The 20,116-nt window shown below is 68.8% G+C and carries 31 protein-coding genes; 1 reads left to right on the forward strand and 30 read right to left on the reverse strand.

All coding sequences use genetic code 11. The features are described from left to right. From rplO to ACIRST_RS19555, 22 genes are all read right to left on the reverse strand, one after another. Positions 1-453 (reverse strand): 50S ribosomal protein L15, encoded by a 453-nt coding sequence (gene rplO, locus ACIRST_RS19450; RefSeq protein ID WP_030280790.1) that lies wholly within the window; start codon positions 451-453, stop codon positions 1-3. A gap of 2 nt (positions 454-455) precedes the next feature. Further along, positions 456-638 carry a 50S ribosomal protein L30 gene (gene rpmD / locus ACIRST_RS19455; protein ID WP_030055835.1) on the reverse strand — a complete coding sequence of 61 codons (183 nt, stop codon included), beginning with the start codon at positions 636-638 and terminating at the stop codon, positions 456-458. Beyond that, positions 638-1,258, reverse strand: coding sequence for a 30S ribosomal protein S5 (gene rpsE / locus ACIRST_RS19460; RefSeq protein ID WP_030393306.1), 621 nt, complete (start codon positions 1,256-1,258; stop codon positions 638-640). Before rpsE ends, rpmD begins: the two co-directional genes overlap by 1 nt. 48 nt (positions 1,259-1,306) lie before the next feature. Next, positions 1,307-1,690 (reverse strand): 50S ribosomal protein L18, encoded by a 384-nt coding sequence (rplR, locus tag ACIRST_RS19465; protein WP_030280785.1) that lies wholly within the window; start codon positions 1,688-1,690, stop codon positions 1,307-1,309. Between the two features lie 3 nt (positions 1,691-1,693). Continuing rightward, complete coding sequence (gene rplF, locus ACIRST_RS19470; RefSeq protein ID WP_350519914.1) at positions 1,694-2,233, reverse strand: 50S ribosomal protein L6; 540 nt, start codon at positions 2,231-2,233, stop codon at positions 1,694-1,696. Positions 2,234-2,255: 22 nt separating this feature from the next. Beyond that, positions 2,256-2,663 (reverse strand): 30S ribosomal protein S8, encoded by a 408-nt coding sequence (gene rpsH / locus ACIRST_RS19475; RefSeq protein WP_033213994.1) that lies wholly within the window; start codon positions 2,661-2,663, stop codon positions 2,256-2,258. A 265-nt stretch (positions 2,664-2,928) separates the two neighbouring features. Further along, complete coding sequence (locus ACIRST_RS19480; RefSeq protein ID WP_030055830.1) at positions 2,929-3,114, reverse strand: type Z 30S ribosomal protein S14; 186 nt, start codon at positions 3,112-3,114, stop codon at positions 2,929-2,931. A gap of 4 nt (positions 3,115-3,118) precedes the next feature. Next, complete coding sequence (gene rplE / locus ACIRST_RS19485) at positions 3,119-3,688, reverse strand: 50S ribosomal protein L5 (protein WP_350519913.1); 570 nt, start codon at positions 3,686-3,688, stop codon at positions 3,119-3,121. Beyond that, the gene (gene rplX, locus ACIRST_RS19490) at positions 3,688-3,999 is read right to left on the reverse strand and encodes a 50S ribosomal protein L24 (protein ID WP_030232484.1); all 312 of its coding nucleotides are present in this window, start codon (positions 3,997-3,999) and stop codon (positions 3,688-3,690) included. The genes rplE and rplX overlap by 1 nt, the downstream gene beginning before the upstream one ends. A 15-nt stretch (positions 4,000-4,014) precedes the next feature. After that, complete coding sequence (gene rplN / locus ACIRST_RS19495) at positions 4,015-4,386, reverse strand: 50S ribosomal protein L14 (protein ID WP_030232481.1); 372 nt, start codon at positions 4,384-4,386, stop codon at positions 4,015-4,017. Positions 4,387-4,488: 102 nt separating this feature from the next. Next, entirely contained in the window at positions 4,489-4,761 is a 273-nt protein-coding gene (rpsQ, locus tag ACIRST_RS19500) for a 30S ribosomal protein S17 (protein ID WP_030280777.1), read from the reverse strand. After that, entirely contained in the window at positions 4,761-4,985 is a 225-nt protein-coding gene (rpmC, locus tag ACIRST_RS19505) for a 50S ribosomal protein L29 (protein ID WP_030232478.1), read from the reverse strand. Before rpmC ends, rpsQ begins: the two co-directional genes overlap by 1 nt. Continuing rightward, a complete protein-coding gene (rplP, locus tag ACIRST_RS19510) occupies positions 4,985-5,404 on the reverse strand; it encodes a 50S ribosomal protein L16 (protein ID WP_030232476.1) in 420 nt (139 codons plus the stop codon). Before rplP ends, rpmC begins: the two co-directional genes overlap by 1 nt. 5 nt (positions 5,405-5,409) lie before the next feature. Continuing rightward, positions 5,410-6,234 carry a 30S ribosomal protein S3 gene (rpsC, locus tag ACIRST_RS19515; RefSeq protein WP_030055823.1) on the reverse strand — a complete coding sequence of 275 codons (825 nt, stop codon included), beginning with the start codon at positions 6,232-6,234 and terminating at the stop codon, positions 5,410-5,412. Further along, positions 6,234-6,581 (reverse strand): 50S ribosomal protein L22, encoded by a 348-nt coding sequence (gene rplV / locus ACIRST_RS19520; RefSeq protein ID WP_030280773.1) that lies wholly within the window; start codon positions 6,579-6,581, stop codon positions 6,234-6,236. Before rplV ends, rpsC begins: the two co-directional genes overlap by 1 nt. A gap of 58 nt (positions 6,582-6,639) precedes the next feature. Beyond that, positions 6,640-6,921, reverse strand: a complete 282-nt coding sequence (rpsS, locus tag ACIRST_RS19525) for a 30S ribosomal protein S19 (RefSeq protein ID WP_030280772.1) — start codon at positions 6,919-6,921, stop codon at positions 6,640-6,642. An 11-nt stretch (positions 6,922-6,932) separates the two neighbouring features. Beyond that, entirely contained in the window at positions 6,933-7,769 is an 837-nt protein-coding gene (gene rplB, locus ACIRST_RS19530; RefSeq protein WP_030232466.1) for a 50S ribosomal protein L2, read from the reverse strand. 46 nt (positions 7,770-7,815) lie between these two features. Then, the gene (gene rplW / locus ACIRST_RS19535) at positions 7,816-8,133 is read right to left on the reverse strand and encodes a 50S ribosomal protein L23 (protein WP_030280768.1); all 318 of its coding nucleotides are present in this window, start codon (positions 8,131-8,133) and stop codon (positions 7,816-7,818) included. Then, positions 8,133-8,810, reverse strand: coding sequence for a 50S ribosomal protein L4 (gene rplD / locus ACIRST_RS19540; RefSeq protein WP_350519912.1), 678 nt, complete (start codon positions 8,808-8,810; stop codon positions 8,133-8,135). Before rplD ends, rplW begins: the two co-directional genes overlap by 1 nt. 4 nt (positions 8,811-8,814) lie before the next feature. After that, positions 8,815-9,462, reverse strand: a complete 648-nt coding sequence (gene rplC, locus ACIRST_RS19545) for a 50S ribosomal protein L3 (RefSeq protein WP_207810335.1) — start codon at positions 9,460-9,462, stop codon at positions 8,815-8,817. 14 nt (positions 9,463-9,476) lie between these two features. Continuing rightward, on the reverse strand, positions 9,477-9,785 hold the full coding sequence (gene rpsJ, locus ACIRST_RS19550) for a 30S ribosomal protein S10 (RefSeq protein WP_012785157.1): 309 nt from the start codon (positions 9,783-9,785) through the stop codon (positions 9,477-9,479). A gap of 394 nt (positions 9,786-10,179) precedes the next feature. Next, positions 10,180-11,994 carry a hypothetical protein gene (locus ACIRST_RS19555; RefSeq protein ID WP_350519911.1) on the reverse strand — a complete coding sequence of 605 codons (1,815 nt, stop codon included), beginning with the start codon at positions 11,992-11,994 and terminating at the stop codon, positions 10,180-10,182. Between the two features lie 334 nt (positions 11,995-12,328). Here ACIRST_RS19555 and ACIRST_RS19560 point away from each other — a divergent pair, with 334 nt between their 5' ends. Continuing rightward, on the forward strand, positions 12,329-13,540 hold the full coding sequence (locus tag ACIRST_RS19560) for an acyltransferase family protein (protein WP_402803212.1): 1,212 nt from the start codon (positions 12,329-12,331) through the stop codon (positions 13,538-13,540). A gap of 83 nt (positions 13,541-13,623) precedes the next feature. Here the strand turns inward: ACIRST_RS19560 and ACIRST_RS19565 are convergent, their stop codons facing one another. The 8 genes from ACIRST_RS19565 to rfbB form a co-directional block, all read right to left on the reverse strand. Further along, complete coding sequence (locus ACIRST_RS19565; protein WP_350519909.1) at positions 13,624-13,995, reverse strand: DUF2304 domain-containing protein; 372 nt, start codon at positions 13,993-13,995, stop codon at positions 13,624-13,626. Beyond that, positions 13,992-14,681 carry a glycosyltransferase family 2 protein gene (locus ACIRST_RS19570; RefSeq protein ID WP_350519908.1) on the reverse strand — a complete coding sequence of 230 codons (690 nt, stop codon included), beginning with the start codon at positions 14,679-14,681 and terminating at the stop codon, positions 13,992-13,994. The genes ACIRST_RS19565 and ACIRST_RS19570 overlap by 4 nt, the downstream gene beginning before the upstream one ends. 48 nt (positions 14,682-14,729) lie before the next feature. After that, complete coding sequence (locus ACIRST_RS19575) at positions 14,730-15,623, reverse strand: glycosyltransferase family 2 protein (protein ID WP_402803213.1); 894 nt, start codon at positions 15,621-15,623, stop codon at positions 14,730-14,732. A gap of 7 nt (positions 15,624-15,630) precedes the next feature. Further along, complete coding sequence (locus tag ACIRST_RS19580) at positions 15,631-16,410, reverse strand: glycosyltransferase family 2 protein (RefSeq protein WP_350519906.1); 780 nt, start codon at positions 16,408-16,410, stop codon at positions 15,631-15,633. Then, the gene (locus tag ACIRST_RS19585) at positions 16,407-16,799 is read right to left on the reverse strand and encodes a DUF2304 domain-containing protein (RefSeq protein WP_360254645.1); all 393 of its coding nucleotides are present in this window, start codon (positions 16,797-16,799) and stop codon (positions 16,407-16,409) included. Before ACIRST_RS19585 ends, ACIRST_RS19580 begins: the two co-directional genes overlap by 4 nt. A gap of 109 nt (positions 16,800-16,908) precedes the next feature. Continuing rightward, positions 16,909-18,228, reverse strand: coding sequence for a hypothetical protein (locus ACIRST_RS19590; RefSeq protein ID WP_396549179.1), 1,320 nt, complete (start codon positions 18,226-18,228; stop codon positions 16,909-16,911). Then, complete coding sequence (gene rfbD / locus ACIRST_RS19595; protein WP_402803214.1) at positions 18,225-19,139, reverse strand: dTDP-4-dehydrorhamnose reductase; 915 nt, start codon at positions 19,137-19,139, stop codon at positions 18,225-18,227. The genes ACIRST_RS19590 and rfbD overlap by 4 nt, the downstream gene beginning before the upstream one ends. Then, a complete protein-coding gene (gene rfbB / locus ACIRST_RS19600) occupies positions 19,136-20,113 on the reverse strand; it encodes a dTDP-glucose 4,6-dehydratase (protein ID WP_402803215.1) in 978 nt (325 codons plus the stop codon). The genes rfbD and rfbB overlap by 4 nt, the downstream gene beginning before the upstream one ends. Positions 20,114-20,116: the final 3 nt, after the last annotated feature.

Raw genomic sequence — 20,116 nt, forward strand, 5'->3', positions numbered from 1 at the left:
TCAGACGAGCTCGGTGACCGTACCGCCGGCGGCCTTGATCTTCTCGGCGGCCGAGCCGGAGACGGCGTCGACCGTCACCTGCAGCGCAACCGAGACCTCGCCGGTGCCGAGCACCTTGACGAGGGAGTTCTTGCGAACCGCGCCCTTCGCGACCAGGTCCTCGACCGTGACCTCGCCACCCTGCGGGTAGAGCTCGGCCAGCTTGTCGAGGTTCACGACCTGGAACGTGATCTTGAACGGGTTCTTGAAGCCCTTCAGCTTCGGCAGACGCATGTGGAGCGGCATCTGGCCACCCTCGAAGCGCTGCGGAACCTGGTAGCGGGCCTTGGTGCCCTTGGTACCACGACCGGCGGTCTTACCCTTGGAACCCTCACCACGACCCACGCGGATCTTGTCGGTCTTGGCACCCGGGGCGGGACGCAGGTTGTGGATCTTGATCGGGTTGTCGCCCATGATCAGTCCACCTCCTCAACCGTCACCAGGTGACGGACCGTGTGGGCCATCCCGCGGATCTCGGGACGGTCCTCCTTCACCACGACGTCGTGCATGCGCTTGAGACCAAGCGAACGCAGGGTGTCACGGTGGTTCTGCTTGCTGCCGATGTACGACTTGGTCTGCGTGATCTTCAGGCGAGCCATCAGGCGCTCACCCCAGCAGCACGCGCCCGCAGCAGAGCGGCGGGGGCCACGTCCTCCAGCGGCAGGCCACGACGGGCGGCGATCTCCTCGGGGCGCACGAGGCCCTTCAGAGCAGCCACGGTGGCGTGCACGATGTTGATCGCGTTGTCCGAGCCGAGCGACTTCGACAGGATGTCGTGGATGCCGGCGCACTCCAGGACGGCGCGCACCGGACCACCGGCGATAACACCGGTACCGGGGGCGGCGGGCTTCAGCAGCACGACGCCGGCGGCCTTCTCACCCTGGATGGGGTGCGGGATGGTGCCCTGGATACGGGGGACCTTGAAGAAGTTCTTCTTGGCCTCCTCAACACCCTTGGCGATGGCGGCCGGAACCTCCTTCGCCTTCCCGTAACCGACACCCACGGTGCCGTCACCATCGCCCACCACGACCAGCGCGGTGAAGGAGAAGCGACGACCACCCTTGACAACCTTGGCGACACGGTTGATCGCGACGACGCGCTCGACGTAAGCGGTCTTCTCGACGGCGGGGGCGTTGCCCCGGTCGTCACGCTTACGGTCACGCCGCTCGCCACCGGTGCCGCCGCCGGCGCCGCTACCGCGGCGCTGGGGTCCAGCCATTGGAATTACCTCTCTCGATTACGTCCGCCGACAGAGTCGACGAGCGGCTTAGAAGTCGAGCCCGGCCTCGCGAGCCGCGTCCGCCAGGGCGGCGATGCGGCCGGCGTACCGGTTGCCCGCGCGGTCGAAGACGACCGACTCGATGCCGGCGGCCTTGGCGCGCTCGGCGACCAGGCTCCCGACCTTCTTGGCCAGCTCGGTCTTGTCGCCCTCGGCGCCCTTGATGGACACGTCGAGGGTGGACGCCGACGCCAGGGTGTGACCCTTGGCGTCGTCGATGACCTGGGCGACCATGTGACGGTTCGAGCGCGTCACGACGAGACGCGGACGCACCTCGGTGCCGACGACGCGCTTGCGAACGCGGATCGCGCGGCGCTTGCGAGCGGCGCTCTTGTAGGCGTTGCCCTTGCCGATCTTGACAGAGACGCTCATCGCTTACTTACCACTCTTTCCGACCTTGCGGCGGATGACCTCGCCCGCGTACTTGACGCCCTTGGCCTTGTACGGGTCGGGCTTGCGCAGCTTGCGGATCTTCGCGGCGACCTCGCCGACCTTCTGCTTGTCGATGCCGTCCACGTGGAACTTGGTGGGCGACTCGACGACGAAGGAGATGCCCTCCGGCGCGGGGACCAGGATCGGGTGGCTGTAGCCGAGCGAGAACTCCATGTCGGAGCCCTTCGCAGCGACTCGGTAACCAACACCGCTGATCTCCAGCGACTTGCGGTAGCCCGCGGTCACGCCGGTGATCATGTTCGCCACCAGCGTGCGGGTCAGGCCGTGGAGGGCCTTCGACATACGCTCGTCGTTGGGGCGGGTGACAGCCAGAGTGCCGTCCTCGCCCTTGCCGATCTCGATCGGCGCGGCGACGACGTGGGTGAGGGTACCCTTCGGGCCCTTCACCGAGACCGTCTGGCCATCGATGGTGACGTCCACGCCAGCGGGGACCTGGATGGGCAGCCGTCCAATGCGCGACATTGCTGTACCTCCGTTTCCCGAATTACCAGACGTAGGCGAGAACTTCTCCGCCTACGCCCTTCTTGGCGGCCTGCTTGTCGGTCAGGAGGCCGGAGGACGTGGAGATGATCGCCACGCCCAGGCCGCCGAGAACCTTCGGCAGGTTGGTGGACTTTGCGTAAACGCGCAGACCCGGCTTGCTGATGCGCTTGATGCCGGCGATGGAGCGCTCACGGTTGGGGCCGAACTTGAGCTCGATGGTCAGCTTCTTGCCGACCTCGCCCTCGGTGGGCTCCTCAACCTTGTAGGAGGAGATGTACCCCTCCTGCTGCAGGATCTCGGCGACGTGCGCCTTGATCTTGCTGGCCGGCATCGCCACGGAGTCGTGGTACGCCGAGTTCGCGTTACGCAGACGCGTGAGCATGTCTGCGATGGGGTCGGTCATGGTCATGATGGCCTCAGGCCTCTCTCGCCGTGGTTTCTCCGCGCCAGGTCCCCCTTCCGCACTCTCGCGAGTTCGGCAGGGGCACAAGCGCAGGGGACCTGCGACGTAGTAAGACTGGGTGCGAGCCCCGGAGAGGGGCCACGGACGTCCATGGGGAAGCCGTGGCAGGGGGCCCGACCCCACTACCTTACGGGAATCCGTACGGCAGGCCCAAAACGGGCCGGTGTGGGATCGGGCACCTCTGCGTCGCTGTGTGCCTAGGGCGCCTGGATTACCAGGAGCTCTTGGTCACGCCCGGCAGCTCGCCGCGGTGCGCCATCTCACGGAGGCAGACACGGCACAGGCCGAACTTGCGGTACACCGAGTGCGGACGGCCGCAGCGCTGGCACCGGGTGTAGGCCCGGACGCCGAACTTCGGCTTGCGCTCGGACTTCGCGATGAGGGACTTCTTCGCCATTGGCTCACGCCTCCTTGAACGGGAAGCCCAGAGCGCGCAGGAGCGCCCGGCCCTCGTCGTCGGTCTGAGCGGTGGTCACGACGGTGATGTCCATACCGCGCTGACGGTCGACCTTGTCCTGGTCGATCTCGTGGAACATAACCTGCTCGGTCAGACCGAAGGTGTAGTTGCCACGGCCGTCGAACTGCTTCGGGGAGAGGCCGCGGAAGTCGCGGATTCGCGGCAGGGCCAGCGAAACCAGACGGTCCAGGAACTCCCACATGCGGTCACCACGGAGGGTGACGTGCGTGCCGATCGGCTGGCCCTCGCGCAGCTTGAACTGCGCGATGGACTTGCGGGCCTTGGTGACGGCCGGCTTCTGACCGGTGATCGCGGTCAGGTCCTTGATGGCACCTTCGATCAGCTTGCTGTCGCGGGCAGCCTCGCCGACACCCATGTTGACCACGACCTTGACCAGGCCGGGGATCAGCATGACGTTCTCGTACTTGAACTGCTCGTGCAGCTGGCCCTTGATCTCGGAGTTGTAACGCTCCTTGAGGCGGGGGGCCACCTTCTCAACAGTCGTCTCAGACATCAGATGTCCTCACCGGTTCGCTTGGCAACGCGGATCTTGTTGCCCTCGTCGTCGAAGCGGTAGCCAACGCGGGTGACGACCTTCTTGCCGTCCTTCTCCACGACCAGCTGGACGTTGGAGACGTGAACCGGGGCCTCGACGGTGACGATGCCACCCTGGGTGCCCGGACCCGGCTTGGTGTGCTTCTTGACCCGGTTCACACCCTCGACCAGGACCTTGTTCTCAGCCGGCATGGCCTGGATGACCTTGCCCTGCTTGCCCTTGTCCTTGCCGGTGATGACCTGAACCAGGTCACCCTTCTTGATCTTCATGCTGTTCGCCATGGGTTAGAGCACCTCCGGCGCCAGCGAGATGATCTTCATGAACTTCTTGTCGCGCAGCTCGCGGCCCACGGGGCCGAAGATGCGGGTGCCACGGGGGTCACCCTCGGTGTTCTTCAGCACGACAGCGGCGTTCTCGTCAAAACGGATGTACGAGCCATCCGGACGACGACGCTCCTTGACGGTGCGGACGACGACGCACTTGACGACGTCACCCTTCTTCACCGAGCCACCGGGGATCGCGTCCTTGACGGTCGCGACGATGACGTCCCCGATTCCGGCGTAGCGGCGACCGGAGCCACCGAGAACACGGATGCAAAGGATCTCCTTGGCACCAGTGTTGTCGGCAACACGCAGTCGCGACTCCTGCTGGATCACAGCTTTCTCCTGATCGTCAACGAGAGTCGACGGGCCGGCCGCTGCTCACACCGGCGTCCTGAACGGACCCGGTGCACATACGGCCGTACCTCATCGGCTTCGTTACTTGGCCTTCTCGAGGATCTCGACGACGCGCCAGCGCTTCGTCGCGGACAGCGGGCGGGTCTCCGCGAGGAGAACCCGGTCGCCCACGCCGCACGCGTTCTGCTCGTCGTGCGCCTTCAGCTTGTTCGTACGGCGGATCACCTTGCCGTACAGAGCGTGCTTGACGCGGTCCTCGACGGCGACGACGACGGTCTTGTCCATCTTGTCGCTGACGACGAGACCCTCACGGGTCTTGCGGAAACCGCGCGTCTCGTTGGTGTTCTCAGTCATCAGGCGTTCTCCACCGTCTCGATGCCCAGCTCGCGCTCGCGCATCAGGGTGTAGATCCGCGCGATGTCCTTGCGGACGAGCTTGAGCCGTCCGTGGTTGTCGAGCTGCCCGGTCGCCGCCTGGAAGCGGAGGTTGAACAGCTCCTCCTTGGCCTCGCGCAGCTTGGCAACGAGACCCTCGTTGTCCAGCGAGCGAAGCTCAGCAGCCTTGGTAGCGGCCGACATCAGCTCTCACCGTCCTCGCGCCGGACGATCCGGCACTTCATCGGCAGCTTGTGCGCGGCGCGGGTGAGCGCCTCGCGAGCAACCTTCTCGTTCGGGTACGACAGCTCGAACATGACCCGACCCGGGTGCACGTTCGCGATCCACCACTCCGGCGAACCCTTACCGGAACCCATGCGGGTCTCGGCCGGCTTCTTGGTGAGCGGGCGGTCCGGGTAGATGTTGATCCAGACCTTGCCGCCACGACGGATGTGACGGGTGATCGCGATACGAGCGGACTCGATCTGACGGTTCGTCACATAGGCCGGGGTCACGGCCTGGATGCCGAACTGGCCGAACGCCAGCTCGGTGCCACCCTTGGCAGCGCCACGGCGCTTCGGGTGGTGCTGCTTGCGGTGCTTGACCCGACGGGGGATCAGCATTGGGGTCAGGCCTCCGTTCCGGTGTTCTCGGCAGCCGGAGCCTCCGCGACCGGGGCCGCGGGGGCCTCGGCAGCGGCGGGACGGCGGCCACGGCCACCGCGCTCGCCACCACGGCGCTCGCCACCGCGGGCGGGACGACCACCCTCGGGACGGGCCGGGCGGTTGCCCGAGCGGGCAGCGGCGTTCTCAGCGCGGACCTCGGCGATGTTCTTGACGTCGCCCTTGTAGATCCAGACCTTCACGCCGATGCGGCCGAAGGTGGTCTTGGCCTCGAAGAAGCCGTAGTCGACGTTCGCACGCAGGGTGTGCAGCGGCACGCGACCCTCGCGGTAGAACTCCGAACGGCTCATCTCGGCGCCGCCGAGACGACCGGAGCACTGGACCTTGATGCCCTTGGCGCCGGACTTCATGGTGCCCTGCATCGACTTGCGCATGGCACGGCGGAAGGAGACGCGGGAGGACAGCTGCTCCGCGACGCCCTGAGCCACGAGCTGGGCGTCCAGCTCGGGGTTCTTGACCTCAAGGATGTTCAGCTGGACCTGCTTGCCGGTCAGCTTCTCCAGGTCGCCGCGGATGCGGTCGGCCTCGGTGCCACGGCGACCGATCACGATGCCGGGACGCGCGGTGTGGATGTCAACGCGGACGCGGTCGCGGGTGCGCTCGATCTCGACCTTGGAGATGCCGGCGCGCTCCATGCCCTTCGTCATCATGCGACGAATGGCGACGTCTTCCTTGACGTAGTCCTTGTACAGCTTGTCGGCGTACCAGCGGGACTTGAAGTCCGTGCTGATGCCGAGGCGGAACCCGTGCGGGTTAACCTTCTGGCCCATTACCGGGTCCCTTCCTTGCTGCTGACGACCACGGTGATGTGGCTGGTCCGCTTGCGGATCCGGTAGGCGCGGCCCTGGGCGCGCGGACGGAACCGCTTCAGGGTCGGGCCCTCGTCAACGTACGCCTCGGAGATGTAGAGGTCGTCCACGTTGGAGTGGTTGTAGTTGTGCGCGGCGTTGGCAATGGCGCTGTCGAGCACCTTGCCGACCGGCACGGTGGCTGCCTGCGGAGCGAAACGCAGGACGGCCTGGGCCTCCGTGGCATTCATGCCACGGATGAGGTCCACCACGCGGCGGGCCTTCATGGGCGTCACGCGGATGTACCGCGCCTGAGCCCTGGCTTCCATGGTTGTCCCCTTAATGGAGTAAGTCATTGAGTCGTTTTGGCGCGTCAAGCTCAGGCGCTTAGCGACGCTTCGACTTCCGGTCTTCCTTCACGTGACCACGGAAGGTGCGGGTCGGAGCGAACTCGCCGAGCTTGTGGCCGACCATCGACTCGGTGACGAACACCGGGACGTGCTTGCGGCCATCGTGGACCGCGATCGTGTGACCGAGCATGCTCGGCGAGATCACGGAACGACGGGACCAGGTCTTGATGACGTTCTGGGTACCCGCCTCGTTCTGAGCGTCCACCTTCTTGATGAGGTGGCCGTCGATGAAGGGGCCCTTCTTGAGACTGCGCGGCATCTGACCTGCTCCTAGCGCTTCTTGTTGGTCTTGCGGCGGCGCACGATGAGCTTGTCCGACGCCTTGTTCGGGCGACGGGTACGGCCCTCGGGCTTACCCCACGGCGAGACCGGGTGGCGACCACCGGAGGTCTTACCCTCACCACCACCGTGCGGGTGGTCGATCGGGTTCATGGCGACACCACGCACGGTCGGGCGGACGCCCTTCCAGCGCATACGGCCGGCCTTGCCCCAGTTGATGTTCGACTGCTCGGCGTTGCCGACCTCGCCGACGGTGGCGCGGCAGCGCGCGTCAACCAGGCGGATCTCACCGGAGGGCATGCGCAGGTGCGCCATCTTGCCCTCACGAGCCAGCAGCTGGATGCCGGAGCCGGCGGAGCGGGCCAGCTTGGCACCGCCACCGGGACGCAGCTCCACAGCGTGGATGGTGGTACCGACCGGGATGTTGCGCAGCGGCAGGTTGTTGCCCGGCTTGATGTCGGCGCCAGCGCCGTTCTCGATCCGGTCACCCTGCGCGATGCCGCGCGGCGCGATGATGTAGCGCTTCTCGCCGTCCGCGTAGTGCAGGAGCGCGATGCGCGCGGTGCGGTTCGGGTCGTACTCGATGTGCGCGACCTTGGCCGGCACGCCGTCCTTGTCGTGACGACGGAAGTCGATCACGCGGTAGGCGCGCTTGTGACCGCCACCCTGGTGGCGAGCAGTGACACGACCGGCGTTGTTACGGCCGCCCTTGCTGTGCAGGGGGCGAACCAGCGACTTCTCCGGCGTGGACCGCGTGATTTCTACGAAGTCGGCCACGCTGGAGCCACGACGGCCCGGCGTAGTCGGCTTGTACTTGCGGATGCCCATTTGGCTCTCTCGTCCTCGTCCTAATCGACGATCACGATCTCCCTATTCAGGAGACCGGACCACCGAAGATGTCGATGCGGTTGCCCTCGGCCAGCGTCACGATGGCGCGCTTGGTGTCCTTGCGCTTGCCAAAGCCCGTCTTGGACCGCTTGCGCTTGCCCTGACGGTTGATCGTGTTGACAGCCTCGACCTTGACCGAGAAGACCGCCTCGACGGCCTGCTTGATCTGGGTCTTGTTGGCGCCCGGCGACACGATGAACGTGTACTTGTTCTCGTCGAGAAGGCTGTAGCTCTTCTCGGAGATGACCGGCTTCACCAGGACGTCACGGGGGTCCGTGAACGTCTTGCTCGTAACGTCGCTCATCAGGCGGCGCTCCCTTCGAGCTCGCCCTCAGCGGCAACGGCCTTGGCGGACGCGACCGGACCGGCCACGAAACGCTCGAAGGCGGCCTGGGTGAAGACCACATCGTCGGAGACGAGCACGTCGTAGGTGTTCAGCTGACCGGCGTCCAGGATGTGGACGTGCGGCAGGTTGCGAGCGGACTTCAGGCCCAGCTCGTCCTCGCGCTCGACGACCAGGAGGACGTTCTTGCGCTCGGTGATCTTGCCGAACAGGCTCTTCGCGGCCTTGGTCGACGGCGCCTCGGTCGCGGTCACGCCGGTGACGACGTGAATGCGGTTGTGGCGGGCCCGGTCGGTGAGCGCACCGCGCAGGGCGGCGGCGATCATCTTCTTCGGGGTCCGCTGCGAGTAGTCGCGCGGCACGGGACCGTGCACGACGCCACCGCCGGCGAACTGCGGCGCACGGGTCGAGCCCTGACGGGCGCGGCCGGTGCCCTTCTGGCGGTACGGCTTCTTGCCGCCACCGCGGACCTCGCCGCGAGTCTTGGTCTTGTGGGTGCCCTGACGGGCCGCAGCGAGCTGCGCCACGACGACCTGGTGCATCAGCGGAACGCTGACCTTCGCGTCGAAGATCTCGGCCGGCAGCTCGACGCTGCCGGTCTTGTCGCCAGCCGGCGACAGGATGTCAATGGTGCTCATTTCCTCACAGCCCCTTCGCCGCGGTGCGGACGAGGACGAGGCCGCCGTTCGGGCCCGGGACGGCGCCCTTGATGAGCAGCAGACCCTTCTCCGCGTCGACCGCGTGCACGGTCAGGTTCTGGGTGGTCACACGCTCGTGGCCCATCCGACCAGCCATGCGCAGGCCCTTGAACACACGGCCCGGGGTGGCGCAGCCACCGATGGAACCGGGCGAACGGTGCTTGCGCTGGGTGCCGTGACCGGCGCCGAGACCCTTGAAGTTGTGACGCTTCATGACACCGGCGAAGCCCTTGCCCTTGGAGGTGCCGGTCACGTCGACCTTGACACCCGCCTCGAACAGCTCGGCGGTGATCTCCTGGCCCAGGGTGTACTCGGACGCGTCCGAGGTACGGATCTCGACCAGGTGGCGGCGCGGGGTGACACCGGCCTTGGCGAAGTGGCCCGCGAGGGGCTTGTTCACCTTGCGGGGGTCGATCTCGCCGAAGCCGAGCTGGACGGCGCTGTAGCCGGCCGGGCTGTCGGCGGTGTGGACCTGGGTCACGACATTGGGCCCAGCCTTGACGACGGTCACCGGGACAACCCGGTTGTTCTCGTCCCAGACCTGGGTCATGCCGAGCTTCTCGCCCAGGATGCCCTTAATCTGCTTAGCCATCTTCGGTGCGCCTCTCAGAGCTTGATCTCGATGTCGACGCCCGCCGGCAGGTCGAGACGCATGAGCGAGTCAACCGTCTTCGGCGTGGGGTCGAGGATGTCGATCAGACGCTTGTGAGTACGCATCTCGAAGTGCTCGCGCGAGTCCTTGTACTTGTGCGGCGAGCGGATGACGCAGTACACGTTCTTCTCAGTGGGCAGCGGCACCGGGCCTGCGACCTGCGCACCAGTACGGATCACCGTCTCGACGATCTTCTTCGCCGAGGAGTCGATGACCTCGTGGTCGTAGGCCTTGAGCCGGATGCGGATCTTCTGTCCCGCCATGGCTACTCAGTAGTCCTTTGTCCTTAGTCACTGCACGACTCCCCCTCCGACCCCCGCGCTCGGGCGTGTCGCCTTCGCGCTTGCAAAAAACCGGCGAAATACTTCGTCGGTTTCGAACTTTCGGGGTGAGGGGTGCCGGATCGAGGCCCCGCACACGCTTCCCGGAAGATTCCCGTACTTTCGCCCCGCAGCTGCCGTGGCGTAGAACTCACGCTTGACGGCCATCACGGGAACGACGAGTAGATGGGACTCGCTTCCAGTCCTCCCGGCGGGAGGCGCGCAGCATCGGCAACTCAACCGAGCAACTTGGACATACTGCCACATGGAGCAGCACGGATGCCAATCGGGGCCGGTGAGGCGTACCTCACCGGCCCCGACGGGGTGATCCCGCAGGTCAGTTCTTGGGCGGGCGCCCGCAGGTGGCGTCCACGTCCTTCGAGGTCGTGTTGGCGCACCACAGGTGGCCCTGGTCCGGACCGAAGGTGTACTCGGCCAGGTCCATGTTGACCGGGTTGCAGGCCTGCTTGCCCTTGTACGGCGAGTACTTGGGGCAGTCCCCGTTGTCGAGCTGCTGCAGGTGGGCGCGCAGCGCGTCCAGGCCCATGTCCTCGACGCCCGGGTTGGTGGACGGCATGAAGCGGTTCGCCGACCAGGAGCCGCCCATGGTGGCGAACAGGGCGAGCGCGCACACCAGGCCGGCAGCCAGCTGCGACATCACCCGCGGCGAGATCCGCGCGGCCCGGCTCGGGGCCACCTCGCGCAGCGTGTCGCGGACCCAGCCGAAGCCGCGCTCGTAGGTCAGCATCACGCCCATGACCGCCAGGATCATCAGGCAGTAGAGGATGATCCAGGTCGTCCGCGGGTACAGCTGGACGGCCTGGTTGTGCTCCATGTGGGAGGCGAACCAGAAGCGCAGCAGCCAGGCGCCGGCGAGGACGAAGCCCGCCGTGCGGACCACCATGTTGCGCAGGCCCAGGCCGACGCCGATGCCCAGGGCGACCAGCAGCAGGATGCCGAAGCCGGTCTGCCCGGCGATGTCACCGTTGCCCGGCCAGTTGTGGTAGGTCAGGTCGCCGGTGCGGTCCGACGCCCAGCCCATGACGTAGGCCGGGTCGATGTAGGTGTTGATGTAGGCGTACCGGTCCATCGTGGAGGCGCCCAGGCGGGCCAGCTGGTACAGCAGCGGGGCGCCGATCACGCCGGCGGTGACCAGCATGGTCGCCAGGAAGACCAGCGCGCGCTTGAGGGCCGTCCGGCCGCGGCGCCACGGGAAGAGCATCAGCACGAGGATGAACGAGCCCGGCGCCGCCCAGAGGTACCAGCCCGAGTACCAGAGGAACATCACGCCGAACGCGGCACCGAAGCCGAGGCCGCGCAGCACCGCGGAGCGGGTCGACAGCTCGCCGGCCCGGCGGATCTCGCGGAAGCAGGCCGCCAGCAGCGGCAGCAGCACCAGCATGGAGCCGTGGCTGTACGGACGGATCGGGTCGAGGAAGACGATCGACGTCGGCACCGCGACCGCCATCGCCCAGAACGGGCGCAGCAGCATCCGCCAGGAGAGGTAGGCCATCGGCCCGACCAGCGCGCTGAGGATCAGCTGCAGGTCCTTGAGCGCGTGGCCCACGCCGGCGATGCCGTTGTGGAAGAACTTGGCCCAGACGGCGAGCAGGGCGGGGAACAGCGGGGGGTACACCCCGGGCAGGCCCTGGCCGCGCAGCATGTCGTTGGCCATGCCCATGAGGTTGCCGGGGTCGCCCTCCTGGCCGCCGAGGCCCCAGGGGGTGCCGTGCAGGGCGACCACGATGCCGCCGGCCACGACGCCGGTGCCCAGGCCCGCGACGGCGGCGCACGCCAGTCGCTGGGCGACCCGGTAGTAGCGCAGCGTCCCGCGGTAGGCGAGCAGCAGCAGCACCGCGAGGACGGGGATGCCGAGCAGGGCGGCGTACTGCTGGATCTTGGCGAGGCCGCTGACCTGGCCGATCCTGGTGGTCGGGTTGACGCTGATGTGGGTGCACAGCAGCATGAAGCCGACCGCGACGCCGACGCTGACCACGGCCTCGGCCAACGGGAGGAACCAGCGCTTCTCGGTCCACCGTGAGAAGCGGTCGGCCCGGCGGCCGCTCGGCGATCCGTCGGAGGACGCCGTGGTCGCCTCGTCGTCGGGTGCGTTGGCACGGCCGCCGACGACGTCCGGGGCCAAATCCGTCATGTCTCTTCGCTTCCGTGAAGCGGCACACTGCCGCGGGTCGGACCGACTCGCCGGATGCGGGCGAGCTCTGCGGGCGGCGGCCGGGCGCCCGATCGGCACAGGTCGGCCGAAACTCCTGAAGTGCTGTGGGCGTCCGGCGGATCGATCATCGCCCTCGGCGGTGCCGGGCCCGGGCCGGGACTCATGGTAATCGCACCGCGAAGAGCGTGTCATGGCGTGCCGCCGGGCCGTCACGGGCCCCTTCCCGCCCCGGGGGGAGCGGGACCCCGGCGGATAGGGTGAGCTGCGCTCAGTCCTCGTCCGCCCAAGACCACCGGCCCGGAGTCCCCCGCCCATGTCGCACACCGCACGCAAGAGATCGGTTCTGACGGCCAGTCCGCCCCTGGCCGAGGCCCTCGGACGGAAGAACGGCTTCGGCCTCCTGCGGCTCGTCCTCGCCCTCGCCGTGATCTTCGCCCACGCGATGCCGCTCGGGCTCGGCAAGCCCGACCTCGGGCTGCTGGAGAGCCGCGGTCAGACCAACGTCGGCGCGATCGCGGTGAGCGGCTTCTTCGTGCTCTCCGGGCTGCTGATCACCCGCAGCGGCATGCGGTTGAGCCCGGCCCGCTTCCTGTGGAACCGGGCGATCCGCATCCTCCCCGGCCTCTGGGCCTGCCTGCTGCTGACGGCGTTCGTGGTCGCCCCGGTCGTCGCGTACCACCAGGGTCGGCTGGCCGGCTTCTGGTCGCACCCGCAGGGCCCGCTGGCGTACCTGGAGGCCAACTGGTCGATCGGAGTGAACCAGTGGGGGATCTCCGGGCTGCTCGACCACGTGCCGCACCCCACCGCCTTCAACGGCTCGGTGTGGTCGCTGGCGTACGAGGTGCTCTGCTACCTGCTGGTGGTCTCGCTGGCCGCGGTCGGCGTGCTGCGGCGGGCGCGCTGGGCGGTCGCCCTGATGATCCTCGGGCTGTACGGCTACCTGGTCCACCTGGCGTCCGGCTTCCACCTGCTGCGGGCCCCCGAGTACGCGCCGACCGGCCTCACCGGCTGGCAGCTGCCGTTCCTCGGCCCGATCAGCCTGGACATGTTCATCCCGCTGACCTTCATGTTCGGCCTCGGCGCGCTCGCCGAGCTGTACAAGAAGCGCCTGCCGATCAACGACCCGGCCGGCGTGCTGGCCGCGGTGGTCTTCCTCGGCACCGCGCGGTTCGGCGGCTTCACCCTGTTCGGCCTGCCCGCCTTCGCCTACCTGCTGATCTGGCTCGCCTGCCGGATGCCCGGCCCGCTGACCAAGGTCGGCACCCGGGTCGACCTGTCGTACGGGGTCTACATCTACGCGTTCCCGATCCAGCAGTGCCTCGCCCTCTGGGGCGTCAACAAGCACGGCTACTGGGCCTACACGGCGGCCTCGGTGGCGCTCTCGGTCACCGCGGCGTTCTGCTCCTGGTACGCCGTGGAGAAGCCCGCACTGAAGCTGAAGGACCTGGGCCTGCGCAAGCCGCCGCGGCAGGAGCAACCGCCGGCCGCCGAGCCGGCCCGGCCCCTGTCGCAGGTCTCGACCTGATCCGCCCCCGCAACGGATCCGGGCCCGGTACGCAGTGCGCGTACCGGGCCCGGTCCGTTCGGTCCGCCGGGGACCGCCGGGAGCTAGCCGGAGACCTTCTCGTCGAAGCGCTCCTGGTTGAGCCGCGCGCCCTCGGTGATGGCGACGGTGCGGGCCATGTCGGTGAGCTTCTTCTCCAGGGAGCGGAAGCGCAGGTAGGTGTTGAGCGCCAGGAAGGCCAGCGCCAGGACCATCAGGTACAGCACCAGGTCGGTGCCGCGGCCGACGCCGAACCGGTTCGCGACCCAGGTGACGTCGTTCGGACGCAGCACCGCGTAGATGTTCGCGAGCACGAACAGCACGAAGGCGATGCGCTTCCAGGCCCTGGTGTTGGTCCGGTCCCAGCGCCGGATGAAGATGAGCGCCGCGGTGCCGGCGCCCAGCACCAGCACCAGTTGGATCCAGAAGTACTTCATCGCCGGCCACGCTCCCGGAGCGAGATGTCGAAGAGGATGTTGACGCCGTTGATCAGGGACTGGCCCTTGGCGCGTGAGTAGTCGGTGTAGAGGATGTCCACGGGGACCTCCACCACACGCAGCGAGGACTTCGCCAGCAGGCCGACGATCTCCGAGGCGTGGGCCATCCCGTTCATGGTGATCCGCAGCTGGGAGGCCGCCTCGCGGTTGATCACGCGCAGCCCGTTGTGCGAGTCGGTGAGCTTCAGCTTGCGGGCGGTCGGGCTGACCGCGGCCGCCGTGCGGAGCACCACGCGCTTGATCATCGGGACCTGCTCGGACTGCTCGATGAAGCGGGAGCCGAGGACGACGTCCGCGGTCCCGTCGCGCAGCACGGCGACCATCTTCTCGACGTCGTGCGTCTGGTGCTGGCCGTCCGCGTCGAAGGTGGCGAAGTACTGGGCGCCGGGCTGCTGCAGTGCGTAGGAGAGCCCGGTCTGCAGGGCGGCGCCCTGGCCGAGGTTGACCGGGTGCCGCACCAGGTGGGCACCCGTGGTCATGATGTGCTCGGCCGAGCCGTCGGTGCTCCCGTCGTCGACCACGACGATGTTCGGGAACGTCTTGCGGGCGTTCTCCACCACATCGGCGATCACCTGGCCTTCGTTGTAGGCGGGGATCACCAGCCAGACGTCGTCGTATTGGGACATGGTCGCTTCCTGGGCGCTGGGACGGGATTGCTGGAGGGGTCTCACGGGTCAGGCCCGGCGGCCGGCCACATGGCTCAGCATCGCCCCGACACCCCGCAGGCCCGCCTTGCGGCCGGCCGCGGGGATCATGCTGAGCGCGTGCAGCCGCGAGGAGACGAAACGGCGGGAGATGGTGGCCGCCCGGTGCCAGCCGTGGCCGTCCAGCCGGTCCGCGGTCTCCCGGAAGAAGCGGCGGGCCTCCTCGAAGCGCTTGCCCGTGAAGGCGGTGACCGAGGACTCGCTGACGGCGTGCCGCCGGTAGCTGAAGCACACCTCGGGCACGACCGCCAGGGAGACGTCCGCGAGGAGCAGGTCGACGATGATCGCGAGGTCCTGGATGACGCCCAGGTCCGCGCGGAAGCTCGTCGCCTGCATGTCCTTGGTGCGCCAGCACACGGACGGGAAGTACAGCCAGTCGCCGCGCATCAGGCTCATCGCGAGCGGCTCGCCGGACATCAGCAGCGGGCCCGGGTCCTTCGGCGCGTACAGCCGGCGCTTGACGGTGTCGGCGAGGCTGCCGACCGGGTTCCCGTCGGCGCCGATGACCAGCACGCCGGGCTGGACCATGCCCGCCTCCGGGAAGCGCTCCAGCGCGTCCCGGACCACCTTCACGTAGTTGGGGTGCATCAGGTCGTCGCAGCCCATGAGCACGAGGTAGTCGTACTCGGCGAGCTGGACGCAGCGGTTGAAGTTGCCGCTGACGCCGAGGTTGGATTCGTTGCGCAGGTACCGGACCCGCGGGTCCGCGAGGGACTCGAACCAGCCGGGGACGTCCGGCTCCTTGCCGTCGTCGACGACCGTGAGGCGCCAGTCGTCGCCGTCCTGGGCCAGCACGCTACGGACCGCGTCCTGCATCAGCCGGACGTCGCCGTAGTACGGCATCAGGATCTCGAAACGGGACATCGGGTACCTAGACCTTGCCAATGAGCTCGGGCCGGCGGGCGGCGGCGCGGGTGGCGGGCTCGATCGCCTTCACGTTCGCCGGCATGCGGCGGATGAGGGCGAGCAGCAGCACCAGGCCGGCCCGGGCCAGGTAGATCGTCGCCTTGATCGGGGAGGCGGAGGGCGTGCCGGTGGTCCGCTCGCGCATCGCGACCGGGACCTGGCGGATGACGAAGCCGCAGCGGGCGGCGCCCACCATGCTCTCGATGGTGTCGCCCAGGTACTCGACCGGGTACCAGTGCGAGAAGAACTCGATCATCGGCTTGTTGCAGGCCTTGAAGCCCGAGGTGGTGTCGGTGAGGCGGGTCTTGGCGACCCGCGACAGCACCACCGAGAGCAGCTTCATCGCCCAGGAGCGCGGGCCGCGCACCTTGTACGAGCCCTCGCCGGCGAAGCGGGCGCCGATGACCAGGTCGGCCTCGTCGCGGAGCTTCTCCAGCAGCGCGGGCACGTAGGCCGGGTCGTGCTGGCCGTCGGCGTCGCACTGGATGGCGACGTCGTAGTCGTGCAGGTGCGCGTAGCGGTAGCCGAAGCGCATGGCGCCGCCGACACCGAGGTTGTACGGCAGCTGCGCGACCCGGGAGCCGCAGGCGGCGGCGACGGCGGCGGTGCTGTCCGTCGAGCCGTCGTCGACGACCAGGGTGTCCACGCCGGGGAGCTTCTGCTGGATCTCGCGGAGGATCTTCGGCAGGCCCTCGGCCTCGTTCCAGGCGGGGAGGATGATCAGTACCCGCTTGCCGTCGATCATGCCTTCACCTCGGGGTCGTTCACGTCGCTGCCCGAGCGGGCAATCGGGAAGTCGTGGTGCTCGGCGAGGTGGGCGCGCATCATCGCGACGTCCTCGGCCAGCGTGCGGGTCTCGGCCTCCAGTCGGCTGGTCTCCCAGCTGAGGTGCACGCAGACCAGCAGGACCAGCACGAAGCCGGCGAACAGCACGAGGCTGACGCCGGAGGCGACCCCGAGCCGCCGTGCGGTCGAGTCCAGCAGCCGCGGGAAGAAGCCCAGCGGGGCGATCACCACGCCGATGGCGAGCCAGAGGGCCGCGTACTTCTCCCGGAGCTGCTGGCGGCGCAGCAGCTCCAGGATCCACACGAGCACCAGCACGCCGGTGATCGAAGTCAGCACACTCAGCTGCACGATGGGTCTCGCCTTTCACGCGTCGGTGAGGCATGGGGGTGAATGGGGCACATGCTAGGGGCTCCGGTACCGCGGGACGGCCGCGGGGGGAGCGCTGACGACATCGTGATCAGCTCGCGGAGACCGCGTCGGGAGAGACCGTGACCTGCGCGGTGTCCGTACCGGCGCCGCGCACGCTACCGTCGCCGCGCAGCGCCAGCAACATGACCACGAGCACCACCAGCGGACCGACGGTGTACGCGGCCTCGACCCTGGTCGCCGGGGCGCCCGGCAGGCAGGTGATCAGCAGCAGCGCGGCGGTGCCGAGCACCCACCCGAGCAGCTGCCGGCGGTGGTGGCCGCGGGCGATGACGGCCTGGCCGACCACCGTGGCGAGCAGGTAGGCGAGCGTGCCCACCGAGAGCCAGAGGAAGTCCACCGGGCCCAGAGCATGCCGGTCCGCGTTGAACGCGACGTGAATCATCCATGGCCCCAGGACCACGGCGGGCACCCCGCCGAGGACCCCGAGGGCCGTCACGATGCCGCAGGTCTTGGTGAGGAGCTTGCGGAAGCCGACCCGGTCGCCGGTCGACGCGGCCGTCGACAGCCCCGACATCAGCGAGGCCTGCAGCGCGCCGAAGACGAACAGCGGGACCCGGCTGAGCACCATCGCGCCGGTGATCGCACCGACCAGGACGGCCTGCGAGGGCGCCAGCACCTTGATGCTGAGCACCGCCGCGTTGGCGACGAACTGCGCCAGCAGGAAGGAGACGGTCAGCAGGCCCAGGCCGCTGCACAGCTCCCGCCAGCCGATGGCCGGACCGGGCAGGGCGATCCGCAGCGTCCGCGGCAGGCTGACGAGCATGGCCAGCACCGGGGAAACGGCCAGGACCAGGCTGTACGCGAGCGCCGAGTGCACACCGGCCACCAGCAGGCCGACCGAGAGGGCGATCCGCAGGACGCCGTCCAGGCCGAGCTGGAGGCCGTACGCACCGAAGTGTCCGAGACCGGCCAGCACCCCGCGGGTCAGGTAGCAGGCGGCCGGGCCGACGAAGGCGGCGGCCAGGGCCACCACCAGGCTCCGGTCGCCGTGGAAGAAGGTGTCCGCGAGCGGGCGGGAGAACGCCCCCAGCGCGGCGAGCACGACCAGCAGCAGCCCGCCGGTCAGCACGGTCGCCTTGCGCAGCACCGGGGCCGCGCCCTCGCCCCGGGCGGCGCGGGCGGCGATCACCCGGGTCAGCTCCTGCTCGACCGGGAAGAACAGTCCGAGGGCGAACGCCATGGCGATCGTCCACAGGACGTTGACATCGGCGATCGCCTGGCGGTCGAGCGCGTGCCCGGCCACCCCGAGGTGCACGTACGAGGCGCCCCCGAGGGTGACCGTCCCGACGCCGACCGCCAGCAGTCCCGGCGGCAGCGCGCGCGTCAGTCGGCCGAGCACGCCGCTCACCGCTCCGCCGCGGTGCGCAGCGCCCGGAAGGCCGGGCGCTCCAGGGCGTCGGCCAGCATGGCCCGCCACTCCGGCAGCGGCGCCAGCCCGGCGGCGGCCCAGCGGTCGTGGCCCAGCACGCTGAAGGCGGGGCGGACGGCCGGGCGGACGAACGCCTCCGAGGTGGTCGGCCGGATCCGCTCCGGGTCGAGCCCGCTCAGCGCGTAGGTCTCGCGGGCCAGCCCGAACCAGGTGGTCCGGCCGCTCGCGGTGCCGTGGTAGACCCCGGCCGGGGCCCACCCGCCGAGCGCGGCCCGGCCGAGCTCGACCAGGCGGACGGCGAGCGCGTACGACCAGGTGGGCTGGCCGTGCTGGTCGTCGACCACGTCCAGGGTGTCCCGCTGGGCGGCCAGCTTGAGCATGGTGGCCACGAAGTTCGGGCCGTGCTCGCCGTACAGCCAGGCGGTGCGCACGACGTAGCCGTGCTCGGGGAGCAGCTCGGCGACGGCCTGCTCCCCCACCAGCTTGCTGCGGCCGTAGGCGTTGACCGGTGCGGTCGGGGCGTCCTCCGGGCAGGGCTCGGTGGCGTCGCCCGGCAGGACGTAGTCGGTGGAGACGTGCAGCAGCCGGGCGCCGGTCTTGGCGCAGGCCGCGGCGAGGTGGCGCACGCCGGTGCCGTTGACGGCGGTGGCGGCCTCCTCCTCGGTCTCCGCACCGTCGACGTCCGTCCACGCTGCGCAGTTGACCACGATGTCGTGGCCCTCGACGGCGGCCAGTACGGCCGCCGCGTCGGTGATGTCGAGGTCCGCCCGGCGCAGCGCGGTGATCTCGGCGGTCGGGTCGGCGGCCAGCACCGACAGCAGGTCCTGCCCGAGCATCCCGGCCGCGCCGGTGACCAGCCAGCGCACGGGCCCGGCGGCGTTCGCGGTCACTTGGCCAGGGCCGCCTTCTGCTTCAGCGGCTCCCACCAGGCGCGGTTCTCGCGGTACCAGGCGATGGTCGCGGCGAGGCCGTCCTCGAAGCGGACCTGCGGCTCGTAGCCGAGCTCCTCGCGGATCTTGCTGATGTCGATCGAGTAGCGCAGGTCGTGGCCCTTGCGGTCCTCGACGTACTCGACCATGTCCCAGCCGGCGCCGGCGGCCTCCAGCAGAAGACCGGTCAGCTCCTTGTTGGTGGCCTCGGTGCCGCCGCCGATGTTGTAGACCTCGCCGGCGCGGCCGCCGCGCATGACCAGCTCGATGCCGCGGCAGTGGTCCGAGACGTGCAGCCAGTCGCGGACGTTGCCACCGTTCCCGTACAACGGCACCTTCTTGCCGTCGATCAGGTTGGTGGTGAACAGCGGGATGACCTTCTCCGGGAACTGGTAGTGCCCGTAGTTGTTGGAGCAGCGGGTCACCACGACGTCCATGCCGTGGGTGCGGTGGTACGCCAGCGCCAGCAGGTCGGAGGAGGCCTTGGAGGCCGAGTACGGGGAGTTCGGCACCAGCGGCCAGGTCTCGGTCCAGGAGCCCTCGCTGATCGAGCCGTACACCTCGTCGGTGGAGATGTGCACGAAGCGGCCGACCCCGTGCTTGCGGGCGGCGTCCAGCAGGACCTGGGTGCCCACGACGTTGGTCAGCACGAACGGGCCCGCGCCGGCGATCGAGCGGTCCACGTGCGACTCGGCGGCGAAGTGCACCACCACGTCGTGGCCCGGCATGACCTGGTCGACGGCGTCCGCGTCGCAGATGTCGCCCTGGACGAAGGTGTAGCCCTGGTGGTCGGCCACCGGGGCCAGGTTCTCCAGGACGCCCGAGTAGGTGAGCTTGTCAAAGACGGTGATCCGGGCGCTCTCGTCCGCTCCGAGGAGCTGACGGACGAACTCCGAACCGATGAATCCGGCGCCGCCGGTCACGAGGATGCGCATAAT

This window comes from Kitasatospora sp. NPDC101447, assembly GCF_044767225.1.
GTDB lineage: Bacteria > Actinomycetota > Actinomycetes > Streptomycetales > Streptomycetaceae > Kitasatospora.